Genomic DNA, 23,399 nt, shown 5'->3' with positions numbered 1-23,399 from the left:
TAAACTTACAAAATAGAAGTAGAGTTTACTCAGAATTCATAGAAGAAGGGAAGCATGAGGGTATAATGAGCATCGAAAGCGTAATTTCTGCGCCTGCACTGCTGATTCGAAACTTTGAGAAGAATGATTTGGAAGCTGTCACATCCTTGATGCGAGAACTGAATTATCCGACCACGCTCAACGTCATGCGTGAACGGATGGAGTCCATGAACGACAACCCGTTATACGGCAACCTGGTTGCCGAGGTTGATGGAGACGTCGTCGGCATGATCATGCTTCGTCAAGTCAAATCCTTCACTATGACCGAACCGGTCACTCAAATTACTTCGGTTATTGTAACCTCAAGCTACCGCGGCCAAGGAATTGGCAAACGACTGATTCGCGGTGCAGAGACATGGGGAAGACAGCATGGTAGCCACCTCTTGTTTCTCACAAGCGGCAACCGGGAAGAACTTGCTCCCGCACATGCATTTTATGAACATATTGGATTTGAAAAGGCTGGTTACCAGTTCAGCAAAAAGCTGTAGCCTGGGCCTTTTCATTAACCCACCCCGTTTTCGGGGTGGGTTTTTTCTTGTTATGACCTAGATTCTATGGAAGTTTAGAAGATTTTACTGCTTATCACAGATACAAGGAAGTCATTCGATCAGGACCGGTATTGGTTTCTGGGGCCCTGAGCATAAAGTAGGAATTCAAGGACTCCTTTCCAACAATTGTAGGATTGCCGAAGGTATCAAATGTGTTACAATGTGTTCGTACCTGATTACAAAAATGTAACCAATGCCTGACCGCCCCACACCCAACTAGTTCAACATCTTAGAACGGCGGTCAAGCAAACTCTACAACTATGAGCATAGGAGATGAGTATTCATGAACAACCATTGGATAAAGAAAATCGCAGGCGGCAGTATCGCGGCTGTATTGGCTGTTGGCATCATGCTGCCGACAACGGCTTCGGCTGCACCTGCTGATAGCAATAATTATGTAAACTGGCAACAGAAGATCCAGAAATTCCTGGAGAGCCAAGGCTTGGAGTCGCAGTTTAAATGGGTGGTCGTCCAACAACCGCAAACGGAAAAGCCTCAGGCGGACAAGCCTGCAGAGACGCCTCAAACAAGCAAGCCTGAGACCAGCAAACCGGAAGCAAGCAAACCGGAAGCAAGCAAACCGGAAGCAAGCAAACCGGAAGCAAGCAAGCCTGTGAGCAAGCCATCTACGACTCCGTCCCAGCCTTCCGAATCTGCGGGCACAACGGAGCAATCGAATTTTGCTTCCGAAGTTGTCAACTTGGTGAACCAAGAGCGTTCGAAAGCTGGCCTGAAGCCGCTCACGGTACATGCCAAGCTGACAACGGTAGCACTGGACAAAGCGAAGGACATGAGCAATAACAATTATTTCAGCCACACTTCGCCAACGCACGGCTCTCCATTCGATATGATGAAGGCTTACGGCATTTCTTACGGCTATGCCGGCGAGAATATCGCTAAAGGGCAGCGCACGCCGCAGGAAGTCATGAACTCTTGGATGAACAGCCAAGGTCACCGCGAAAATATCCTGTCTCCTAATTTCACCATGATCGGTGTGGGATATTACAACGGATACTGGGTTCAGGAATTCATCAGCCAATAAGCACGGATGTTGTTTTACATGATAGGCTGCCCCGGGCGCGCAGAAAACTGCGTCCGGGGCAGTCTTCTTTGCGTGTTTTGATTTGCAAATTTTTTATAGAAGTCTTAAGGTAATGTACATGAGGATTTTTGTAGGGGGAATGTCATGAAGTCATCTGCATGGATATGGCGTATCACGGCCTCCGTGTCGATTATCGTAACGATTGTGCTTATATTCGGTTTCGTGTATGCGTTTAAGGATATTAATGATCCTCAAGGTCAGCCCTTGCTCACCGGCGGCGAATCCGCCGAGCCAGGCCAAGAGACTGCGCTGCCGAAGCCGGAACGGGCTCCGTCGGAAGCGGTGCTGCCAAATGATCTGAAAGTGACGGCGATCGGAGACTCGCTTGCCAAGGGAACGGGGGACAGTACCGGGGGCGGTTTTGTCCGCCGAAGCGTCGAACAATTGAACGGCGATGGACGAACGGCCAGCCTGCTGGCCAATCTGGCAATAAACGGAATGACCACCGAGGGACTTCTCCCTAAGCTGGACGACAAGGGAATACAGTATGCCTTGAAGGAAGCCAACGTCATTATGCTGTCTATCGGGGGCAATGATATCTTTCAAGGAAGCGGGCTGATGGAGGGGGCGGCGGATGCCGGCGAGCTGGAGCTCGATCCAGCCATGCTGATGGGCGCATTGCCGCAGGCCTCCGAACGCTTGCAGACAATTCTTGAGAAGATTCGGGACATTAATCCGAATGCCCGAATTGTTTATATCGGCTTGTATCATCCCTTTTCCGATTTGGAAGAATTGCTGATACCCGGCAATGTCGTGGTCTCAGCATGGAATCATGCGGTCATGGAGCTCGTAAACCGGGATCCCAATATGACGCTTGTCCCTACATTCGATCTGTTTCAGCATAAGCTCGGCGAGTATCTGTCCACGGACCATTTCCATCCGAACGGGGCAGGATATCAGGCCATCGCGGATCGAATTGTAGAAGGTATGCTGTAGCATGAAGAGGATGTCAGGTGGGGAGATGGAAATCGATGAATGAACAAGCGCAGGAAATCGTACTATCCGTCCAGCATGTAAAAAAGAAAATCGGTCGAAAATGGATTATACATGATGTGTCGTTCGATGTGCGCGCGGGCGAAATATTCGGGTTCCTGGGGCCGAACGGAGCAGGAAAAACAACCACGATCCGAATGCTTGTGGATTTGATCAAGCCGTCATCCGGCAGGATCGAGGTCTGCGGTTACGATGTGAACCGCCAGCAGGAGCAGGCGCTGCGCTATATTGGTTCCATCGTGGAGAATCCGGAGATGTATTCGTATTTGACCGGCTGGGAAAATCTCGAGCATTTTGCGAGAATGCAGCCCGGTATTGACGATCAGCGGATACAGGAAGTTGTGGATACGGTCAGGCTTGATCGAAGAATCCATGACAAGGTCAGCACTTATTCACTTGGCATGCGGCAGCGTTTGGGGATCGCCCAGGCCTTGCTCGGCAGGCCGAAGCTGCTCATTCTGGACGAGCCGACGAACGGTCTTGACCCGAAGGGAATCAAAGAAATGCGGCAGTTCATCCATCAGTTGGCCGAGGAGGGCTTGGCCGTATTTGTTTCCAGCCATCTGCTGAGCGAAATTCAGCTGTTATGCGATCGGGTAGCCATCATAAGCAGCGGAAGGGTGCTTGCGGTAGGCGAGGTCGATGAATTGATTGCCGGCAGCAGCGATCATGTCATCTGGGATCTAAATCCCGCCGTGCAGGGCAAACGAATTCTGCAGAAGCTGGATTATTGCGAGATCGTGGACCGCCCGGAGGATGTGCTTGACGATAATGTACTGGCAGGCATGTCACCGGATGCCGTTGTGACCCGAATGCATGCTGCACATGCATCAAGGGCTGTGGAAAGGCTGGTTGGCGCCGGCGTGCAGGTCCGGGAGGTTCATCGGATCAATCCTACGCTGGAGCAGCTGTTCCTGCAGATGACGGAGGGTGAGAGCATTGAGTAACCTGTTGCCCCTGATCAAGAACGAATGCATCAAAATTATCAAGCGTAAGCGGTTTTATGTGGTTCTTCTGGTTCTCCTCGTCCTAGTGCCCATGTTTACATACGCCCAGATGAAATCCGCGGAACGGAGCCGGGAGAAGTTTAACAGCGACTGGCGGCTTGAGCTTCAGCAGCGGATCACGGATAATGAGAATTCGCTTAGCAGTGACCGGGTGCCGGATGAATGGAAACGATATCGGCAAATCTTTATTCAGCAGATGCAGTATTATTTGCAGCATGATGTGAATCCTAATCAACCAAACGGGGTAACGTTCACGCGGGAATTTCTGAACAATGCGATATCCTTGTTTATCCCGCTGCTCATCATGGCCATTGCTTCGGATATCGTTTCCGGAGAGCGGACGACCGGCACCATTAAGATGCTCCTGACAAGGCCGGTAAAGCGCTGGAAAGTGCTGCTGAGCAAACTGGCAGCCTTGATTATGTTCACGTCACTCATTGTCGTGTCCACCTTTGTCATCGCTTACCTGATCTCGGGTCTCGCTTTCGGCTACAAAGGGTTTGACATCCCGGTATTCACGGGTTTCCAAATTGTCGGGTCAGACGTGGATATGTCCGGCGTTCATGCGGTGCCCCAATGGAAGTATTTGCTGATGCAGGGCGGTTTGGTCTGGTTTGTCGGCGTATGCGTCGGCATGCTGGCTTTTATGGTATCCGTCCTGGTTCGAAGCACGGCGGCAAGCATCGTCATTATGATGGCGGCATTGATCGCCGGAAATATTCTGACGAATATGGCGTCGGCATGGAGCAGCGCGAAATATTTGTTCATGGTAAACCTGAATTTGACCAGTTATTTGGCGGGCAATTTGCCGCCGATCGAGGGCATGACCTTGAATTTTTCCCTTGCCGTATTAGCCATTTGGGCGATTTGTGCGGTTATTGTTGCATTCAGTGTCTTTACGAGAAGGGATATCTTGAATTAAAATGGACAAAGCATGAAACATTTGTTTGCATTTTTTAGAGAACCGCGTTCTTCTAAAATATTGGAATGTAGAAATAGAAAACACGAGATACGTGAAATTGAAGGAGGAGCATGAATGGTCGAACAGATCGATATGTTTGCAGAGTCATCAAAGAACGGCGGTACTAACCGTTCAGGATACGATGCTGACGACATTCAAGTGCTCGAAGGCCTTGTTGCGGTACGCAAACGGCCAGGCATGTACATAGGGAGCACAAGCTCGTCGGGTCTGCATCATCTGGTATGGGAAATTGTGGACAACGCCGTAGACGAGCATTTGGCCAAGTACTGCTCGAGAATTGAAATTACTTTGCATAAAGACGGATCCGCGACGGTATACGATAACGGGCGCGGCATTCCGACCGGGATGCACAAGACCGGCATTCCTACGCCGCAGGTGGTATTCACGATTTTGCATGCCGGCGGCAAATTCGGCGGTTCCGGATACAAGAAGTCCGGCGGCCTTCACGGCGTTGGCGCATCCGTAACCAATGCGCTGTCCGAGTGGCTGGAAGTGGAGATATACCGCGAAGGTAAAATTCACCGCCAACGCTTCGAGTACTGGCAGGACAAAAAAGGAAAAGAGCATGTCGGAGAACCGGTAACCGGTCTTGAGGTGCTGGGCAATACGAACAAAACAGGGACGAAAATCACGTTTAAACCGGACGCGCGCGTGTTTACCGCGGGAACGCATCTGAACTACGACACGCTTGCAGAGCGCTTACAGGAGATCGCCTTCCTGAATTCAGGACTCCGGATCGTCTTGAAAGACGAGCGGAGCGGGAATGGGGAAGAATTTTTTTATGAAGGCGGCGCAAGCCAGTTCGTGCAGTTCTTGAATGAAGGCAAGGACGTGCTGCACGATGTGATCCATTTTTATGCCGAGAAGGATGACATCGAAGTCGAAATCGCCCTTCAATATAATGCAGGATACACCGAAACGCTGGCCTCGTTCGTTAACTCGATCCCGACGCGCGGAGGCGGTACGCATGAGACGGGCTTCAAGACGGCGTATACCCGCGTCATGAACGATTATGCACGAAAGAACAATCTTCTGAAGGAAAAGGACAAGAATCTGGAGGGGAATGACCTCCGGGAAGGCATGATGACCGTAATCAGCGTCAAGATGGCTGAGGTCGAATTCGTGGGTCAGACGAAGGACCAGCTGGGAAGCGCCTCTGCGCGGAGCGCGGTGGACAGCATCGTTACCGAGAAGATGCAAATTTTCCTAGAGGAAAATCCGCAGATCGCCCAAACGCTGCTGAAGAAGGCCATTCAGGCCTCCAAAGCGCGCGAAGCGGCCCGGAAGGCAAGGGATGAGATGCGCAGCGGCAAGAAGCGCAGCGAGAGTTCCAATCTTGGGGGCAAGCTGACACCGGCTCAGTCCAAGGATTTTTCGCGAACCGAATTGTTCATTGTCGAAGGGGACTCCGCTGGCGGCTCGGCGAAACAGGGGCGGGATTCTAAGATCCAGGCGATCCTGCCGCTTAAAGGGAAGCCGATGAACCCGGAAAAATCCAAGCTGGCCGACATCCTGAAGAATGACGAATACCGTGCGATCGTATCCGCGATCGGCGCGGGGATCGGCACGGAGTTTACCGCCGGGGACAGCAATTATTCGAAAATCATCATCATGACCGATGCGGATACGGATGGAGCCCACATTCAGGTGCTGCTGCTCACGTTCTTCTACAGATACATGAAGCCGTTGATTGATGAAGGCCGCGTCTATCTTGCACAGCCTCCGTTGTATAAAATCGCCAGCAAATCCGGCAAGCTGGAAACCGTGCGGTATGCCTGGACGGATGAGCAGCTGGCTAATTATTTGAAGGAATTCAAAAATTTTGAGCTGCAGCGCTACAAGGGACTGGGCGAGATGAACCCGGAGCAGTTATGGGAAACGACGATGAACCCGGAAACACGCACCTTGCTGCAGGTTCAAATCGAAGATGCCGCCAAAGCGGAGCGGCGCGTGTCTACGCTGATGGGAGATAAGGTAGATCCCCGCAAGCGGTGGATCGTTGAAAATGTCAACTTCGCGGAGTTTGAGGAATAGAAGGTGAATGAATGAGTTTATCGGAGCAATTTTTGCCGGCATTTCTGGAAGAGGTTGTAGGTGACCGATTTGGCCGGTATTCCAAGTATATAATTCAGGACCGGGCGATCCCGGACGTTCGTGACGGCCTGAAGCCCGTTCAGCGTCGGATTCTGTACGCCATGTACGATTCGGGTAACACACCGGATAAACCATACCGCAAATCGGCGAAAACCGTCGGGGATGTCATGGGTAACTACCATCCGCACGGGGACTCATCGATTTATGAAGGCATGGTTCGGATGGCCCAGCCATGGAAAATGGGACATGTGCTTGTGGACGGTCACGGAAACTGGGGTTCCCAGGACGATGATCCGGCAGCAGCGATGCGTTATACCGAGGCCAGGCTGTCGCCGATTGCCATGGAGCTGCTGCGCGATATCGAGAAGCGTACCGTGCTCTTCAAGGACAATTTTGATAACACGGCGAAGGAGCCGGTTGTGCTGCCTTCGCGGTACCCGAATCTGCTTGTGAACGGAGCTAGCGGGATTTCCGCGGGCTTCGCCACTGAAATCCCGCCTCACAATCTGCGGGAAGTGATCGATGCGTGCATCGCCGTCATGCAGAAGCCGGAGATCGAGCTGGACGAGATCATGACGTTCATAAAAGGCCCGGACTTCCCGACCGGCGGTATCATCATGGGCGGCGAAGGCATTTTGGATGCCTATCGGACAGGCAAAGGCCGGGTCTATCTGCGATCCAAGACGGACATTGAATCGCTTCGTGGTGGTAAACAGCAGATCGTCATCACGGAAATTCCTTATCAGGTTGTTAAGTCCAGACTGGTTACGGCGATGGAAAACATTCGTCTCGAGAAAAAAGTCGAAGGCATCGCCGAGGTACGGGACGAGAGCGGACGGGAAGGGCTTCGCATCGTCGTGGAGCTGAAGAAGGATGCCGACGCGAACGGGATTCTGGCTTATTTGTTCAAGAAAACCGACCTGCAGATTACGTACAATTTCAATATGGTTGCCATCGTGAACAAAACCCCTCAGCAGCTGGGGCTTAAAGCGATGCTGTCGGCCTATATCGACCATCAGCGTGAAGTCGTCACCCACCGGACGCAGTTCGAGCTGGAGAAAGCCGAGGATCGGGCACATGTATTGGAAGGCCTCGTCAAGGCGCTCAACATACTGGACGAAGTGATTGCGGCTATTAAGGCTTCCAAGAATCGCCAGGATGCCCAGAACAATCTGCAATGGATGTTCGGTTTCACGGAGAGACAAGCCGACTCGATTCTGACGCTGCAATTATACCGTCTTACCAACCTTGAAATTCATTCCCTGCAAAAAGAGCTGGACGAGCTGACGAAGAAAATCGAGGGCTTGCGTGCGATTCTCGACAGCGATAAGAAGCTGATTGGCGTCATTCGCAAAGAGTTGATCGAAATTCGGGAGAAGTACGGCATCGACCGGCGTTCGGTTATCCAGGAAGAAGTGGAAGAGATCAAGGTGAATCTTGAAGTGCTTGTTAACGCCGAGGATGTGCTCGTAACCTTGTCGAATGAAGGCTATATTAAGCGTACCAGCATGTTATCCTTCACCCGCAGCGGCGGTGAGCTGGAAAGCTCAGGCGTCAAGGAAGGGGATTACATCACGCGGTTGTTTGAAGTCAATACCCTGGAGAATCTGCTGATCTTCACGAGCCGCGGGCAATATTTCTTATTGCCGGTGCATCAGGTTCCGGAGTACAAGTGGAAAGATGCCGGTACGGCCATCGTTAACGTGATCCAGGTACCGAAAGAGGACCATATCGTATCGGTCATCCCGGTTTCGAACTTTGACGAAGCGGGCAAATCGCTTGTCTTCGTGAGCCGCAAAGGGCAAGTGAAGCGGACAGATCTCAAGGAGTACGTAACCAAACGGTCTGGCGCGGTTGCGGCAGCGAAGGTAGCTGCGGAAGACAGCATCATCCAGGTCGTTATGAGTGACAGCAATAAAGATATCGTGCTGATCTCGAAAGAAGGGATGAGCATCCGCTTCAATGAACAGGAAGTCAATGCCATGGGACGCGTTTCCGGCGGGGTTCGGGGAATCCAGCTTCGAGACGGGGACGAGGTCGTTGCGGCATTATGGGTGGAGAACGATGAAGGCGAGATTTTGACCATCACGGATCTTGGATACGGCAAACGAAGCTTGCTGTTGGATTATCCGGCCCAAAGCCGCGGCGGAAAAGGCATGGCCACGTTTGAGTTCAAGGAAGGCAAGCGGGTGAAGCCAAACGGCAGCGCCATCGTCGGCGCGTTCTATTGTCGCGAGCCGCTGCAGATTAACGCTTATAGCGAAGACGGGCAAGCTTTCCCGATTCACACGGAGAAGGTTCCGATTATGGAGCGTAAATCGATTGGTAAACTACTGGCCGATGTCGGCAAGAACGGGCAGATTGTCGATTTGGTCAGTCTCCCGCATGCAGAGTTAGGCAAAGAAGGTTAGGCAAGAGCGAGCCTTTCCTTTAATTCGGATATGGTTTGAATAGAGATGAATGGACGAAAGCACCTTCGATGAACGGTTGTCGGGGTGCTTTTGTTGTATTTAGCGTTGGATGACGCATATTTGAATTTATACTATTTGACATATGTCTGGCGCTGTCGAAGTAAGCTGAATGTTGAGAAACGCCGTCACACAAGGCATGACGGGTTTTGTCGCTTGATTGGAAATTATATTTTTTAACGAAAAAAGAAGGATATTGGCTGGCGTCCAGCGAAAAGTTAATCCTATAAACTATTATGAAAAATCATGACGCTGGCTCAAACGGAAGTTCATTCATCGGAGTACAGTTCCGCAAACTCAGATGGTATTTCGATGTTTGATCATGACAGTTATAACGGAAGGGACGGGATAAACATGCATACTGCCGAATTCGCCAAGGTGTGGTCCAAGCTGGCCAAGGATTATAAACTCCATATGGAAGCCGGATTGGCCCCGACATTGACGGAGTCGCAACTCATGGTGCTGGAAGTGCTCGCTGAGCAGAAGCGGATGAAACCTTCCGATTTCATTCCTTACCTGGCTACAAGTCCGGCTGCCGTAACGATGCTATTGGACCGGATGGAGAAGAACGAATTGATCAAACGGGAACGGGACGCAAATGACAGACGGATCGTCTGGGTGACGATATCCTATAAAGGACGCGAGGAATATACGCGCGGATTACAGGTTAGGGAGGAGTACCTTTCCCGGATCTTGAACCGCATATCCTCGCATAATCAACAGCTGCTTGTCTATCTATTGGGAAAGATCAGCACGGCTCCGCAGGAGGTTCTGGTCGAGGCGTAGGCATTTTTGACCCAGCACCCTACATGGAATGCACAGAAGCCCCCGTGTCTGGCTGCCTGCGGCAGCTCCGACTTTGGGGGCGGTTTCATTGTTTTGCTAATATTGCTTTCTAGTCACGTGATCAAATATGAACCTTGGCAGATTTTGATGAAGTTAATACTTAAGCAGCCATAAAGCCGGCACGTTAGCGGGTTCCCATCCAGGCAGGGACGTATGGGCTTGGCGGCACTCATAGGTTTTGCCTCCATACGTGACCAAAGCTCCCTGCTGGTATGAAGTATTCGGAGCCCAGGCCGGAGTTTCCGGTACAGAGCCGTCCGCCGTGGTGACTTGCAGCTCATTGCTGGTTGGGGATACGTTGCCTGCCGCATCGCGTGCTTTTACGGTAAAGCTATAGGTCGTGTTTGGCGATAATCCGCCAACTGTATAGGATAGCGTGCTGCCGGACACCGTCGTAACCAGCGTGGTGCCCCGATATACCTCATAGCCGCTTACTCCGACGTTATCCGTGGAAGCGTTCCAGGCTAATGATACGCTTGTGGACGTCGATCCCGCAGATCGTAAATTGGCTGGAGCCGTCGGAGCTTGGGTGTCCGGAACGGGATTTGATGTGCTGGCGGTTAGCGGGCTGCTCGCCTGTGATACGTTGCCTGCTCCGTCACGGGCTTTTACCGTAAAGGTATAGGAGGTGCCTGCTTGCAGGCCGGTAACGGTGTGGCTCAGGGTGGATCCGGATACCGTTGCCACTAGATTGGAGCCTCGATAGATTTCATAGCCTGTGACTCCTACGTTATCCGTAGAGGCGTTCCAGGCGAGCGAAATGCTGCTGCTTGTAACCCCTGTGGTTCTCAGATTCGCCGGCACGGTCGGTGCCTGCGTGTCCTGATTGCCGCTGCCGTTATTCAGGTTCACGTCGATCACGTTATAGAAGGCATTTCCCGTATCGGCGATTTCCCATACGGCGAGGATGAGATAGTAGCCGGTGCGGTCGGTAGGTACGTTACAAGTATGGGTTACGGTGTTCGGCGGTTGTTTGCCGCCGTCATTGAAGGAGCAGAACAATTCGAGATCTGCGCGTGCGAGGGGTTTGCTGGAATCCCAGCCTTTTTTCGTAATATAATATTTCCAATCGGATGTAGCATGGGCTGCGGTCAGCACCCACTTAAACGTGTTCGGCCCGCCGTTCATGTTTACCTTGCTCCAGCGGGTTGGCGTCTGTTCATACAGTTCGGTAAAGATTCCGGCACCGGTGATTTGGCCGTCCGCCGGTCCGCCGATCGGAAAGTTCCCTTTCCCTTCCAGGGAATGCGGTTCATAGATGATTCTGCCGCAGTTGACGTTCTCGCCGAGCTTGCACTTATAACCACGACTGGCCGGTGATTCGATATAACCATGAGCGGAAACGCTGCTTGCCGTAATGATCATAATGGTGAAAAACAACAGTGTGCTTCCTAAAAAAATCCACAGCGGTTTCAAATGCAAGCGGTGATTTGTTTGACACTGAGCCTGATCCATAACAAATACCTCCTTGAATATTGAATTTGAAATTCAGCGGACTCCTGCTGCTGATCAAACCTCCTTATGCTGCGGGTTTACTTGCTCTGCACTAAACAGGACCGAACCGGCTAGCGACTTCCTTCATGGATTATCCTTGATCATCCTCCTCCTCGGCAACCGTGATCTATATAAACCCCAAGATGAGGTTCATACCATGATTGTACAAATCAACTAAAAAATGTTAATCTATTCTGGTTACTATTCTTTGCCATTCTTTGTTAAAAGTAAAGGGATAATATATTATGATAGAGGGATAAAATATTACATTATATGTAATTAATTACATAGTCATAGCATTAGGCGTAGACATACAAAAAAACGAAATCCAATGATGGATTTCGTTTTTTTAACATACATTGATAGGTTCGTCATGTCGATCCCAGCTGGTCCATATTGAAGATACTCCAGGGATAAACGGAAGGCGGCAAGGAACGAATGGAGATGTCCTCTTTGGTAACAGGGTGAGGGAACCCGACCAACACGGACCATAAGGCAATCTGTTGGCCGGCCTTGTTCACCTTGCTTCCATACTTCTGATCGCCGAACAGCGGATGACCCGCATGGCTGAGCTGAACACGTATTTGGTGCGGTCTGCCCGTGCGCAGCTCGATCAGGACAAGACTTACGCCTTCCGCTGCTTGTAGCACCGTATAATCCAGAATGGCTTCCTTGGCTCCGTCCGTCCCTTTGGAGGTAACATGGACGGTGTTGGTTTTCGCATCCTTGTACAGCATGTTCACGAGCCGGCCTGAAGTTTTCGCTGGAACACCGTGAACGACCGCTACATACTGCTTACGGAAGCTGCGGCTCCGGACGGCCTCCGATAATCGGGAGGCGGCTTTGGACGTCTTAGCGAATACCATCGCTCCGCCCACGGGACGGTCAAGGCGGTGCACCAATCCCAAAAAAACGTTCCCCGGCTTGTTATAACGCTCCTTGATGTCCTGTTTCAGTATGGTCAGCATGTCGGGATCACCGGTAGCATCCTCCTGCGAGGGGATGTTGACCGGCTTGGTTACGCCCAACACATGATTATCCTCGAAAAGAATCGGCACGGCCGGATACGTTGCTGGTCCCCGTCTGCTCATCGAATCAGGACTCCCATCGGCCCAGGATGCCGCATGGCAGGTTCATGCCGGAGCGGGTAATCGGCAATCCGATTTCGCCTGCGCTGATCAATCCGCCGTACTTCGGCTTCATGGTCATGGTGAGCATGTTGTTCAGAACGGTCGGGGAGATGCCGGTCGTGTAGGAGTTAATCAGCATGAACAGCGGGTTATCCGATACGATGCTCATGCAGCTTTCGAGGAATGGATACAGGCTCTGTTCCAGCTTCCACGTTTCTCCGCTTGGTCCGCGCCCATAAGAGGGAGGATCCATAATGATCGCATCGTATTTGTTTCCCCGACGCTGTTCCCGCTGCACGAATTTAAACACGTCATCCGTAATATAACGTATAGGGCGGTCAGCCAGGCCGGACAATGCAGCGTTTTCCTTGGCCCATTGAACCATCCCCTTCGCAGCATCCACGTGGACGACCTGAGCACCGGCAGAGGCCGCAGCGACGGTAGCTCCGCCCGTATAGGCGAACAGGTTCAGCACGCTGATCGGACGACCGGCGGAAGCGATTTTGTCCATCATCCAGCGCCAGTTCGCAGCCTGCTCCGGGAACAAGCCGGTATGTTTAAAATTGGTCGGTCGGATATGAAATTTCAATTGGTCGTACGAGATGGTCCATCGATCCGGCAGCTGCTTTTTCATGTCCCATTGCCCGCCGCCGGACGAGCTGCGGTGATAATGTCCGTGTACATTGCGCCATTGTCCGTCTTCACGTTCAATCGGCCAAATGATCTGCGGATCCGGACGCCTTAGAATGACATCGCCCCAGCGCTCCAGCTTCTCACCGCCACCGGTGTCGATGACCTCGTAATCTTGCCAACCTTGAGCTACATACATGTTGAAAACCATCCTTCAAATAGTCATTTAGACTTTATTGTACAACATATTGAAAGCTGAATGCCACCAAGGATTGCTTGCCTCAACCCTACCACTCGGATGACACGGTCTATGAAGTTCGGCTTACCCCAAATTTTCGAATGCGGAATGAAAACGGAATTCGCCATGAAGGTCATGAAGTGCGCCTTGCTGAAGCTCGGCGACCATGAACACCTCATCGGAAACGGCGAATTGGGATACATCGATTCCATGGTTTCGGGCCTGGACAAAACCGTAACGCGGATAATACGAAGGATGGCCGAACAGAAACACAAGCGGATAGCCATGCGAGAGACACCGCCGTTTCCCCTCTTCAATCAGTTGCCCGCCGATCCCCTGCCGTTGATACTTCGGAAGCACAGCCAGCGGCCCTAGCGCAGCTACCCGATGGGTATGATCGCCGTCAAGAAGGCTCCCCCGGCTAAACATAATATGACCCTTGATGATCCCGTCCTCTTCGGCAACCATAGACAATTCCCTTTCAAAAGCTCCGTCTTCCCGCAATCGTTGTACCAGGATCGCTTCTTCCTGACCGGAAAAAGCCTGGATGAGCAGCTCGTTGACCTGCTCATAATCATTCTTGGTTTCGGTACGTATGTTCATCGTTATCTCTCCTTCAATATATGGTTCATGTTTCTTTATTTCGTTATTCGTGTTCGTGCATTCGGCCGACTTATCGATCCAGGCATCGTTACTCCGGCTTCGTTTCAATTTGCAATCCTTCAACATGCTTGCGCTTCATCAAATTGCGCTTCTTCCGGTTCTCTTTGCTTTCAAAAACGATATCCAGATCATAATCCTCCGGGTAGAGATCCTTAGCCGCAATATAGGGCTTCAACCGTTTATGGTTGATTTTCAAACGCTCCTGTTGAATCATGACACCGATATGACCTCTAGCGTCCATGGTTTCATAAACGGTGCCGCTTCGTTTCAAATATGGCACATAGACCCGATCTCCTAGCTGATAAAGGGAAGAGGCGGGGGCTTCGTCTTCTTTATTCTTGTCGTCTACGGGTTGATCCGGACCCTCGATAGGGAAGGAATCGTATTCACCCGGGGTTGGTTCTCCGGCCCGTTCTTCGGTGTCCGAGCTATCCTCGTGACTGTAGGCCGCAATACCTCTTGTCGTCCCCGCCTCCGTGATTTCCCGCGATCTGGCTATGATCGCTTCCGGAATCCCCAGCTTAGCAGCGATGACAAAAGCATAACTGTGACCGGCTTCACCAATCCGCAGGCGGTAGAGCGGCTCGAGGGTGTCGGCATCAAATTCCATGCGGGCATTCTCAAAGCCTGCCGTGCGATCGGCAAAATTTTTGATTTCGGTAAAATGGGTAGTGACCACGACCGTTGCTTGACGTTGAAACAGCTCTTCCAGAATGGCGATGGACAACCCGACGCCTTCACCCGGGTCCGTTCCGGAAGCCATTTCATCGAGCAATACCAGCGTGGACCTGCCGGCCGTCTGCAAAATGTCGCGGATGTTGCGGATATGGGCCGAGAATGTGCTCAGGGCATGCTCCAAACTCTGCCCGTCCCCGATGTCGACGGACACCTCGTCAAAGACGGCGCAATGGCTGCCCTCCGCTACGGGAACCAGCAAACCGGACTGAACCATAATGGTGATCAGCCCAACCGTCTTCAGCGCTGAAGTTTTGCCGCCGGTATTTGGACCCGTTATGATTAAGGTTTTATATCGTTTCCCGATGGTGAAGTCCAGCGGTACCATGGAGGAGCCGATTAAAGGGTGAACCGCGGATTTGAGATGGATGAATCCCTCCTGGTTCAGATCCACATTGCGCCCTCCGATGGAAATCGCGTATTTGCCCCTGGCTATGATGTAGTCGTAGATTCCGACGGTATCGGCGTTGGTTCTCAGTTCGTATTGATACTGCTCGACGAGTGCCGTCAAATCGCTCAGCACTTTGGTTTCTTCCCGGACCTCATCGGCTTGCAGGTGGTTCAGTTCCATCTGAAGCCCCTGCATATCGGCTGGTTCGATGAATACCGTCTGCCCGCTGGCCGATTCATCCAGAATCGAGCCACTCACGGCTTTTCGGTGTTCCTTCTTGATGGGCAGCACGTAACGTCCTCCGCGTTTGCTGACGACATGCTCTTGCATGATCCCTTTGTAACGGCTCATCAGGCTGTCGAGCTTACGCTTGATCCGTTCCTCGGTTACGATGATTTTCTTGCGGATTTTCGCCAGGTCTTTGCTGGCGCCATCCACAACGCGGCCGGCATGAATGCTGCGTTCGATTTCGGACAGGAGCGGGCGCAGTTCATGCATGGAAGAGGCGTAGGAACTGATCGTCGGAGCAATGCTGCTCTTGGCGGCCATATATTGAATGAGCTGACGGCAGCTTCTGAGATACTGGACCAAATGGCCGAAATCGCGCTCGGACAGGACATATCCGGTGCCGAGCAAATCCAGGATCAACTCAACGCCCTCCAGTGAGGGAATAGGCACGCTAGCCCCGCTTTGCAGCAGGGTTTTGGCTTCCTCCGTTTCATTGAGCTTATTACGGATGGCCTTCATCTGGGTGAGGGGGGCCATCTTCTGAATGTGCGAAATGCCCAGATAGGATACGGCAAAGCGTTCGAGTTCGGTGCGTATTTTCTCATACTCCAATTTGTTTAATGCCAATGGCTTCATGGGTTACATTCTCCTTTAGACTAAAATGGTGGAAGGTAATACAACGCAAAAAAGGCGGAAAGCGAACTACTCAGGTTCGCTTTCCGCCCAAAGACCGTTATTCCGATGGATATGGCGTGGGACATCTCCAAATAACCCCGCTGAGTAAAGAGGGGAGACCCAAAAAATCCGTGCTGAACTCAGCACGGATGACCATATCATATCGAAATAAACCCTAAAGGGGCTTCAATTGATATCCGCAGTTCTTAACTAATTCAACGGACGAAATGAGAATCCATCAAAAAATAAACATATCCCCAAAAAGGAAATGCCCAGAATTTTACATTTCGATCCATATGAAATTGGGTTAGTTAAGAACGACCACCGACATCAAAATCTCTCCTTTAGATAAGAGTATGGATTAACTATATCCATAAACACGGTCGGAAGTCAAGGCTTAAATGAGGAGGCGTTTCCCGTAAAAAACTGTGATAAGATGGAAGGGTGACGCTGCTGCTAATCCTTAAGCCGTGCAGCAGCCAGTGATCGCTTAAGACAGGAGAGGAGCTGTATCCATGGGGAAATTGCTGACACGAAGTGAGGTTCCAATCGAGGCTACCTGGAATCTGGATGATTTGTTTGTCTCGCAAGAAGAATTTGAAGCGGGTCTCAAAGCGCTTGAATCGCAAGCTGCTCAATTGACGCGGTTTAAGGGCAGGCTAGGCGATGGTGCATCTGTACTTCTCGAATGCCTAAATGAACAGGAAGCGTTGATGGAGAGCATCGGCCGAGTCGGGGCATATGCCAGACTGCGTCAGTCGGAAGACGGAACCAACCCGTCCAACCTGGCGAATTCGGCCAAAACGGGCGATGTGTTGTCCCGCATCCAGTCCTCCTTAACTTTTATTGAATCGGAGCTGTTGGACCTCCAGGACGGAACCCTCGAGCATTACATAACGAAGGAAGAAGGGCTGGCGCCTTATGCCCGAAGCTTGACGCTGCTGCTGGAGTCCAAGCCTCACCGCTTGAGTCCTGAGACGGAGAGCGTGCTTGCATCGCTGGGCGAGGTGCTCGGTTCTCCTTACCGCATCTATTTGCGCAGCAAGCTGTCGGATATGACCTTTGATGACATTCAAGTGAATGATGAAACCAAGCCGGTCTCGTTCCGTCTGTACGAGAATTCCTACGAAATGTCCGAGGATACGGAGCTTCGGCGCGAAGCCTATGCGTCTTTTACGAAGTCGCTGCAGGGGGCGCGTCACACTTTTGCCGAGGCGTACGCCACGGAAGTGAAGAAGCAGGTGGTGCTGTCCCGGCTTCGCGGGTATGACTCCGTTACGGATATGCTGCTCAAGCCCCAGCAAGTGACAATGGATATGTACACTCATATCCACGATACGATTCTGAAAGAGCTTGCTCCGCATATGCGCAGGCTGATGAAGCTGAAGAAACGCGAGCTTGGTCTGGATCAGATGCTGTTCTGCGATTTGAAAGCGCCGATGGATCCGGATTTCAATCCAAGCGTAACCTATGAAGAAGCTTGTGCCACCATCTCCAGCGCCTTGTCGATTCTTGGTCCCGAATACGGCGAGATCGTTGAATCCGCGTTCTCCAACCGCTGGGTGGACTATGCCGATAATATCGGCAAATCTACAGGAGCGTTCTGTTCATCGGTTTACGGAGTGCATTCCTATATCCTGATGGCATGGGCGGACAATATGCGCAATGCCTTCACGTTAGCACACGAGGTAGGGCATGCGGGCCATTTGATGCTCGCTGCACGCTATCAGCGCATCACTAATGCCCGTCCGTCCATGTATTTTATCGAAGCGCCGTCAACGATGAACGAGCTTCTCTTGGCGGATCACTTGCTGAGTCAATCCGAGGATAAGCGGATGCGGCGCTGGATCATTCTCCAACTGCTGAGCACCTATTACCACAATTACGTGACGCACCTTCTGGAAGCGGAAATGCAGAGAAGGGTATACCGCTATGCGATGGCCGATGAACCGATTACGGCAGACAAGCTGTCCGAGCTTAAGGGCGCAGTGCTTTCCGATTTTTGGGGAGACGCCGTGGAACTTGACGAAGGCGCGAAGCTTACCTGGATGCGGCAACCGCATTACTATATGGGACTATACCCTTACACCTATGCGGCAGGCTTGACCGCTTCAACAGCTGCGGCGCAGCTGATCCGCGAGGAGGGCCAACCGGCCGTGGACCGATGGCTTCAAGTGCTCAAGGCCGGCGGCAGCAAGAGCCCGCTGGAATTGATGGCCATGGCGGGCGTCGATATGTCCACGTCGGAGCCGATTTCCAAAGCGGTGGCTTATGTAGGCAAACTGGTAGACGAACTGGAATCCCTCTACCAATAGAACGAAACCGATCACTCGGTGCGAAAACGAGAAAAAAGGTGGTCCACAGCATAAGAAGCCGTGGATCCCCTTTTTTTGACGCAGATAGATTGAGAACGAAAAGTGACCGAATGTTACGGGTTCGTGTGAACATCCTGCAGCGTATGGGTCGGAATCGTAAAATAGAAGGAAGAACCGACATTCTCGCGGCTCTCGACGCCAATGACGCCGCCCATCAGCTCAACCAGCTTTTTACTGATCGCAAGCCCTAATCCGGTACCGCCATATTTACGGTTCAAAGATGGATGCAGCTGCGAGAAGGAAGTGAACAGCTGATGCTGGAGCTCGGGCGCTATGCCGATTCCCGTATCCTTTACTTGAAAAGCAAGCGTGAACTCTTGGGTGCCCGTCCTGCGAAGTCCTTCCACGTTCAACGTTATGCTGCCTTCATGCGTGAACTTGATGGCATTGCTGATGAGATTCACAAGCACCTGCCGCAGCCGCAGGGCATCGCCGATAATCACGTCGGGGACATTGGCGCTGTTGATGTTGAACGATAAGGACAACCCTTTTTCCTTGGCTTTCGCCGAGAATAAATCAACGACGACTTCGAGCAAGGAGCGCAAATCAATCGGTTCATGATTGAGGGTCATATTGCCGGTCTCGATTTTACTGAAATCGAGGATCTCGTTCAGGATGTGCAGCAGCGAGCCGCTGCTCTCCATGAGAATATGGATGTAATTCTGTTGGTCTTCGTCTAGCTCTGTCGTGCTTAACAGCTCGATCATCCCGATAATGCCGTTCATCGGCGTCCGGAGCTCGTGGCTCATCATGGTGAGAAATTCCGTCTTTGCTTGATCCGCCCGTTCGGCGTTCTCCTTGGCGCGGATGATCTCTTTCTCGTCCGTAATATCGCGGAATACCATGACGGCGCCTTTGCGCTCTCCTTGATCCCAAATCGGATTAACCTGATAATCGGCTAAAAAGCTGGTACCGTCTCCTCGCCAGAGTACGATTTCGGCTCTGGACAGCGGTACGCCTTGTTTGACTGCCTGAACGAGAGGAGAATCTTCCCCGCGATAGAAAGTACCATCATGGCGAATTTCCTTGATGATCTGGTCGCACGGTCTTCCAATGGTCGTTGCAGGCTCGTAATCAAGCATGGCTGCCCCGGCCGGATTGATGAAAGCGACTTGTCCGTGAATGTCCAGACCGATGATGCCCTCCGATACCGTATTCAGCAACAGGGTGAGCTCCCGGCTGAGCTTCTTGATCTCTTCCATCGTCCGAATGCGTTCGGTGATGTCCCGGGTAATGCCATAAACGCCGACGACTTCGTCATCCACGAAAATCGGAATGTTGATGGTATTGATTTCGATGGGACGTCCATCCTTATGAATGATGGTCAGATCATAGCTTTGGGGTATGCCTTCCTTCGCTTGATTAAAATGAAACAGCGTGCGAGCCTTGTCTTTTTCTGCTACAATCGGCCCGAAATACATTCCGATAAGCTCGTCTAGCGTATATCCCGTCAATTCCTGGAGATTCTGGTTGGCCGTTATATAATCACCGTCCAAATTCATGGAGTATACTGCCGATGGATTGTACTCGAACAGGGAACGGTAGCGCTGCTCGCTTTCCTTCAGCTTAAATTCCATTAATTTTCGTTCGGAAATGTCGCGGGCAATCGAAATAATTTCATTCTTCTGACCACCCTGCGTGCTGATATATTTGCAATTGACCTCAAACCAGATGTGCCTGCCATCCTTATGTATATAGCGGAAGGTGATCGGTGTGAGCATTTTGCCTTCCAGGCAATTCTCTAAATAGTCCTGTAGCGGCGCAATATCCTCAGCGTATACGTAGTCAAAAGTACTGGTGCCGACCATCTCTTCGGGGCGATACCCGAGCAGGGCGTAGCAGGAAGGGGAGCAGTAAAGAAACGTAAAGCAGTCAATGGTGCTTCGCGATATGAAATCGAGCGAATTTTCGGTGATGAGCTTGTACTTATTCTCATTCTCCAGCGACTGCTGCTCGATCATCACCTGTTCGGTAATATCCTGTGCCATGCCGACCATCTCCATAGGTCTTCCTTCGTTCGTAACGGTGACCTCCCACTGGGCTCTGATGGTTCGTATTTGTCCGTCTTTAAGCCGGATCCGGTATATGATTTCGTCTGCTTTACCCTGTACGGCCGTGCGCACAACCTGTTCCAGCCGTTCGCGATCCTCCGGAATGACCAGGGACATCAGCGTGTCATGATTCGGCTCGATGGCATTGATCTGATACCCGTAAATTCGCCTCATTTCATCGCTGTAGGTAAGCGTATGCGTGATCAAGTCCCAGCGCCAGGAACCGATCTTGGCAATCCGCTGCGCATGGGCCAGCGTATCCTCATCCGTTTTACGTTTGGTTATGTTTCGTCCTATGGCCAGTACCTTGTCAATTTCACCTTGAGCACCCCGAATGAGCTGAAACGACGTTTCAAACCATAAATAATGTCCTTCCTTATGGCGAATGCGTCGAACGAAACTATCTTTCTCCGAATACAGTTTGCCTGGTTCCTTCATTTGCTCGGAATCGACTTGATGGTAGTATTTACCGCGGTGTTGGCCCATCATTTCCTCTTGGGTGTACCCCAGTATGTCAGTGGCAGAAGGTGAGATGTATTCGATAATGCCGTCGGCGCTGCTGATGGATATGAGGTCTTGTCCGCTTTTTGAAATCAGTGCCAGCAGTTCGTCATTCTTGATGATCGGCGGTAAAGTCGGCTCCACCTGCACGGTCCCGGGTTCCAGGCAGCACATGATCCACGGTGTCCTGTCTTGTGAGGGGGGCTCCAGCAGGGAGATACTCACAGTGACATGTACTCGGCGCCCGTCTTGGCGGATAAAATAGGAATCTTTTGAGAGAGTGGACGTTGGGTCATATATGAATGCTTCTAAAGTTTGTTGAATAGATAGGTTGGATAAAACTTGGATTTCGGAAGGTTTGAGCTGAAGCAAGTCAGAACGCTTGGTTTCCGTTATTTCGCAGAATCGGTCGTTCACCATCGCAACAGGCTCGTCAACCGCAGAAATCAGGATCGCCCCAAAAGGCAATTTGTCAAACATCTGTTCCCAGACCCAATTCTCCGCTGTTTGCATCATGTTAATAATTGCCTCCCTAAGCTAAGCTATACCATTTGATCATAGAGGATAGGATCGCTCTATCGCAATAGAAAATACCAAAGTTAAATATTGACTGGAAATCCGGGCGCGCGAAAGCCAACCGATAAGGGGAGCATTCTTATGGCTGGCCAAGTTCAAACTAACAGATGCTTCATTTTTGATTGCATGTTTACCATTGTTGTTTAGCAGCATATTTACTTGTGCAGAAGTACGCGATCGTCGAGGTTTTTATCAAAATAATGCCCGGCATAGGAGCAAGCGGGGATGATTTTCAAGTTTTCTTCCCTGGCGTATCCGATCACTTTTCGAACGAGCTTATCAGCAATGCCTTGACCCCGAAGCCCTGGAGAAATATAGGTATGATCGATGCTGATCACTCCGTTTCCTTGTGGGGAGTAGGAAATTTCGGCTACTTTTTTGCCGTTGTCCTCAATATAAAAGCTGTTTGGCCCCGTTTGTATATTTCGTTTGTCCATGATGTCTAACCTCCTTCATCTGGTTGTACTATACCCGTATCGGCGGTGCATTAAACGGATTCCGGATAGGCGAACACCCTTGAGAGGGCAATTGCATACAATGCGGGTAGAAGAGAATGAAGGAGGAGCAACATGAACCAATATTCAACTCAACCGCAAATGCTGTTTCAATGCGATCACCAGTTGGTGCATTCCATGAAGAAACATAGAGAAAGCGCCCATTCGGCCATGAAAAACGTGGTGAATCGCAAGGTAAGAGTGCATACGATGGATGATGAAGCCATAGAAGGTATCGTCATCAATGTCGATGCAAAGAATGTGTACATTCTTGTAGAACAAGGCAACAGAGGTTTCTTTCCAGGATACCCTCCATTTGTGCCGTACGGCCCCAATCCTAATGTCGTATTGCCGTTAGCCTTGTTCAATCTATTGGCAGTCAGCTTGTTGTGGTAGCAAACGAAGAACCTGCGGACCGCAGGTTCTTTTTTTATGAAAAATTTTAAAAAATAATATTTACATACATGCTGTATGTATGTTAAATTGGGATCATTCCAATTACAAGGAGATGTTTTCCATATGAAACTTCAAGGATTTTATCCTGTCATCATGACAGAGCAGATTGCAGAAAGCGCAGACTTTTACACACGGTTGTTTGGTTTTGAGGTTGTTTTTGAAGCGGATTGGTATGTAAGCTTGAAGAAGGAAATCGAGGGACCCATCGTTTACGAGCTGGCGATCCTGTCCAAAGATCACCCGACGGTTCCCTCTGCTTATCAGCAGCGTGTACAGGGGCTGATACTCAATTTTGAGGTGGAGGATGTGGATGCCGAGTACGAAAGGCTGGTCATCCATGAAAAGCTGCCGCTTCATCTGGACATTCGTGATGAGGAGTTCGGCCAGCGGCATTTTATTATCAGTGACCCGAATGGGGTGCTGATCGATATGATTAAGATCATTCCACCTTCCCAAGCCTTTATGGAGCAGTATAATGAAGAGGTGTGGTCCACGAAGGATGACGGCACCGGCGAATGAGTACATCCTTTCGCGCAGAAGGATTACTTCGGTAAGAGAGCTTGCGGATTTTCTGTCAGATTGAGGTAAGCCGCATGTACCGGAGCTTCCTCGGGGGCATTTATTAAAAGCCGCAAGCCGCTGACTTTTACATCCGGAATCATCTGATAATACCGTCCATGGAT

Annotated in this window: 18 protein-coding genes; 11 read left to right on the top strand and 7 right to left on the bottom strand. The window is 51.0% G+C overall.

Features of this window, described 5'->3' with window-relative positions:
* Window positions 1-65: 65 nt before the first annotated feature.
* From AC3RCL_RS18945 to AC3RCL_RS18910, 8 genes are all read left to right on the top strand, one after another.
* A complete protein-coding gene (locus AC3RCL_RS18945) occupies window positions 66-527 on the top strand; it encodes a GNAT family N-acetyltransferase (RefSeq protein ID WP_009591358.1) in 462 nt (153 codons plus the stop codon).
* Window positions 528-870: 343 nt separating this feature from the next.
* The gene (locus AC3RCL_RS18940) at window positions 871-1,629 is read left to right on the top strand and encodes a CAP domain-containing protein (protein WP_192572443.1); all 759 of its coding nucleotides are present in this window, start codon (window positions 871-873) and stop codon (window positions 1,627-1,629) included.
* A gap of 144 nt (window positions 1,630-1,773) precedes the next feature.
* On the top strand, window positions 1,774-2,625 hold the full coding sequence (locus AC3RCL_RS18935) for a GDSL-type esterase/lipase family protein (RefSeq protein ID WP_492531349.1): 852 nt from the start codon (window positions 1,774-1,776) through the stop codon (window positions 2,623-2,625).
* Between the two features lie 35 nt (window positions 2,626-2,660).
* Entirely contained in the window at window positions 2,661-3,629 is a 969-nt protein-coding gene (locus AC3RCL_RS18930) for an ABC transporter ATP-binding protein (RefSeq protein ID WP_213577834.1), read from the top strand.
* Window positions 3,622-4,611 (top strand): ABC transporter permease, encoded by a 990-nt coding sequence (locus AC3RCL_RS18925; protein ID WP_375119436.1) that lies wholly within the window; start codon window positions 3,622-3,624, stop codon window positions 4,609-4,611. Before AC3RCL_RS18930 ends, AC3RCL_RS18925 begins: the two co-directional genes overlap by 8 nt.
* Window positions 4,612-4,725: 114 nt before the next feature.
* The gene (gene parE, locus AC3RCL_RS18920) at window positions 4,726-6,705 is read left to right on the top strand and encodes a DNA topoisomerase IV subunit B (protein WP_492531346.1); all 1,980 of its coding nucleotides are present in this window, start codon (window positions 4,726-4,728) and stop codon (window positions 6,703-6,705) included.
* An 11-nt stretch (window positions 6,706-6,716) separates the two neighbouring features.
* Complete coding sequence (gene gyrA / locus AC3RCL_RS18915) at window positions 6,717-9,176, top strand: DNA gyrase subunit A (RefSeq protein WP_036665571.1); 2,460 nt, start codon at window positions 6,717-6,719, stop codon at window positions 9,174-9,176.
* Between the two features lie 411 nt (window positions 9,177-9,587).
* Window positions 9,588-10,019: a MarR family transcriptional regulator gene (locus AC3RCL_RS18910; protein WP_036671860.1), complete on the top strand. Its 432-nt coding sequence runs from the start codon at window positions 9,588-9,590 to the stop codon at window positions 10,017-10,019.
* 153 nt (window positions 10,020-10,172) lie between these two features.
* Here AC3RCL_RS18910 and AC3RCL_RS18905 read toward each other — a convergent pair whose 3' ends face one another.
* The 5 genes from AC3RCL_RS18905 to AC3RCL_RS18885 all read right to left on the bottom strand — a co-directional run bounded on the left by AC3RCL_RS18905 (window position 10,173) and on the right by AC3RCL_RS18885 (window position 16,224).
* The gene (locus tag AC3RCL_RS18905; RefSeq protein ID WP_492531342.1) at window positions 10,173-11,534 is read right to left on the bottom strand and encodes a lytic polysaccharide monooxygenase; all 1,362 of its coding nucleotides are present in this window, start codon (window positions 11,532-11,534) and stop codon (window positions 10,173-10,175) included.
* A gap of 410 nt (window positions 11,535-11,944) precedes the next feature.
* A complete protein-coding gene (locus AC3RCL_RS18900) occupies window positions 11,945-12,664 on the bottom strand; it encodes an RluA family pseudouridine synthase (RefSeq protein WP_492531340.1) in 720 nt (239 codons plus the stop codon).
* Between the two features lie 4 nt (window positions 12,665-12,668).
* Window positions 12,669-13,532, bottom strand: a complete 864-nt coding sequence (locus tag AC3RCL_RS18895; protein ID WP_015734608.1) for a class I SAM-dependent methyltransferase — start codon at window positions 13,530-13,532, stop codon at window positions 12,669-12,671.
* A 123-nt stretch (window positions 13,533-13,655) separates the two neighbouring features.
* Window positions 13,656-14,174 (bottom strand): GNAT family N-acetyltransferase, encoded by a 519-nt coding sequence (locus AC3RCL_RS18890; protein WP_492531338.1) that lies wholly within the window; start codon window positions 14,172-14,174, stop codon window positions 13,656-13,658.
* 88 nt (window positions 14,175-14,262) lie between these two features.
* Complete coding sequence (locus tag AC3RCL_RS18885; RefSeq protein WP_192572438.1) at window positions 14,263-16,224, bottom strand: endonuclease MutS2; 1,962 nt, start codon at window positions 16,222-16,224, stop codon at window positions 14,263-14,265.
* A gap of 554 nt (window positions 16,225-16,778) precedes the next feature.
* On the opposite strand from AC3RCL_RS18885, the gene pepF reads away from it, so the two are divergent.
* The gene (pepF, locus tag AC3RCL_RS18880; RefSeq protein WP_492531336.1) at window positions 16,779-18,578 is read left to right on the top strand and encodes an oligoendopeptidase F; all 1,800 of its coding nucleotides are present in this window, start codon (window positions 16,779-16,781) and stop codon (window positions 18,576-18,578) included.
* 113 nt (window positions 18,579-18,691) lie between these two features.
* Here the strand turns inward: pepF and AC3RCL_RS18875 are convergent, their stop codons facing one another.
* Window positions 18,692-21,706, bottom strand: a complete 3,015-nt coding sequence (locus AC3RCL_RS18875) for a PAS domain S-box protein (protein ID WP_492531334.1) — start codon at window positions 21,704-21,706, stop codon at window positions 18,692-18,694.
* A 215-nt stretch (window positions 21,707-21,921) separates the two neighbouring features.
* Window positions 21,922-22,203 (bottom strand): GNAT family N-acetyltransferase, encoded by a 282-nt coding sequence (locus AC3RCL_RS18870; RefSeq protein ID WP_492531332.1) that lies wholly within the window; start codon window positions 22,201-22,203, stop codon window positions 21,922-21,924.
* Window positions 22,204-22,335: 132 nt separating this feature from the next.
* Here AC3RCL_RS18870 and AC3RCL_RS18865 point away from each other — a divergent pair, with 132 nt between their 5' ends.
* Both AC3RCL_RS18865 and AC3RCL_RS18860 read left to right on the top strand, forming a co-directional pair.
* Window positions 22,336-22,656, top strand: a complete 321-nt coding sequence (locus AC3RCL_RS18865) for a hypothetical protein (RefSeq protein ID WP_492531330.1) — start codon at window positions 22,336-22,338, stop codon at window positions 22,654-22,656.
* A 123-nt stretch (window positions 22,657-22,779) separates the two neighbouring features.
* Window positions 22,780-23,235, top strand: coding sequence for a VOC family protein (locus AC3RCL_RS18860; RefSeq protein ID WP_492531328.1), 456 nt, complete (start codon window positions 22,780-22,782; stop codon window positions 23,233-23,235).
* The last annotated feature ends 164 nt before the right edge of the window (window positions 23,236-23,399 follow it).

The organism is Paenibacillus sp. MT86, assembly GCF_058792535.1.
This window is presented reverse-complemented; position numbering and strand designations above follow the sequence as displayed.

What these genes read in the sequence shown, in the direction of transcription:
- AC3RCL_RS18945 (WP_009591358.1), top strand. Translation starts at nt 66, where the DNA reads ATGAGCATCGAAAGCGTAATTTCTGCGCCTGCACTGCTGATTCGAAAC.
- AC3RCL_RS18940 (WP_192572443.1), top strand. Translation starts at nt 871, where the DNA reads ATGAACAACCATTGGATAAAGAAAATCGCAGGCGGCAGTATCGCGGCT.
- AC3RCL_RS18935 (WP_492531349.1), top strand. Translation starts at nt 1,774, where the DNA reads ATGAAGTCATCTGCATGGATATGGCGTATCACGGCCTCCGTGTCGATT.
- AC3RCL_RS18930 (WP_213577834.1), top strand. Translation starts at nt 2,661, where the DNA reads ATGAATGAACAAGCGCAGGAAATCGTACTATCCGTCCAGCATGTAAAA.
- parE (WP_492531346.1), top strand. Translation starts at nt 4,726, where the DNA reads ATGGTCGAACAGATCGATATGTTTGCAGAGTCATCAAAGAACGGCGGT.
- gyrA (WP_036665571.1), top strand. Translation starts at nt 6,717, where the DNA reads ATGAGTTTATCGGAGCAATTTTTGCCGGCATTTCTGGAAGAGGTTGTA.
- AC3RCL_RS18910 (WP_036671860.1), top strand. Translation starts at nt 9,588, where the DNA reads ATGCATACTGCCGAATTCGCCAAGGTGTGGTCCAAGCTGGCCAAGGAT.
- AC3RCL_RS18905 (WP_492531342.1), bottom strand. Translation starts at nt 11,534, where the DNA reads ATGGATCAGGCTCAGTGTCAAACAAATCACCGCTTGCATTTGAAACCG.
- AC3RCL_RS18900 (WP_492531340.1), bottom strand. Translation starts at nt 12,664, where the DNA reads ATGAGCAGACGGGGACCAGCAACGTATCCGGCCGTGCCGATTCTTTTC.
- AC3RCL_RS18895 (WP_015734608.1), bottom strand. Translation starts at nt 13,532, where the DNA reads ATGTATGTAGCTCAAGGTTGGCAAGATTACGAGGTCATCGACACCGGT.
- AC3RCL_RS18890 (WP_492531338.1), bottom strand. Translation starts at nt 14,174, where the DNA reads ATGAACATACGTACCGAAACCAAGAATGATTATGAGCAGGTCAACGAG.
- AC3RCL_RS18885 (WP_192572438.1), bottom strand. Translation starts at nt 16,224, where the DNA reads ATGAAGCCATTGGCATTAAACAAATTGGAGTATGAGAAAATACGCACC.
- pepF (WP_492531336.1), top strand. Translation starts at nt 16,779, where the DNA reads ATGGGGAAATTGCTGACACGAAGTGAGGTTCCAATCGAGGCTACCTGG.
- AC3RCL_RS18875 (WP_492531334.1), bottom strand. Translation starts at nt 21,706, where the DNA reads ATGATGCAAACAGCGGAGAATTGGGTCTGGGAACAGATGTTTGACAAA.
- AC3RCL_RS18870 (WP_492531332.1), bottom strand. Translation starts at nt 22,203, where the DNA reads ATGGACAAACGAAATATACAAACGGGGCCAAACAGCTTTTATATTGAG.
- AC3RCL_RS18865 (WP_492531330.1), top strand. Translation starts at nt 22,336, where the DNA reads ATGAACCAATATTCAACTCAACCGCAAATGCTGTTTCAATGCGATCAC.
- AC3RCL_RS18860 (WP_492531328.1), top strand. Translation starts at nt 22,780, where the DNA reads ATGAAACTTCAAGGATTTTATCCTGTCATCATGACAGAGCAGATTGCA.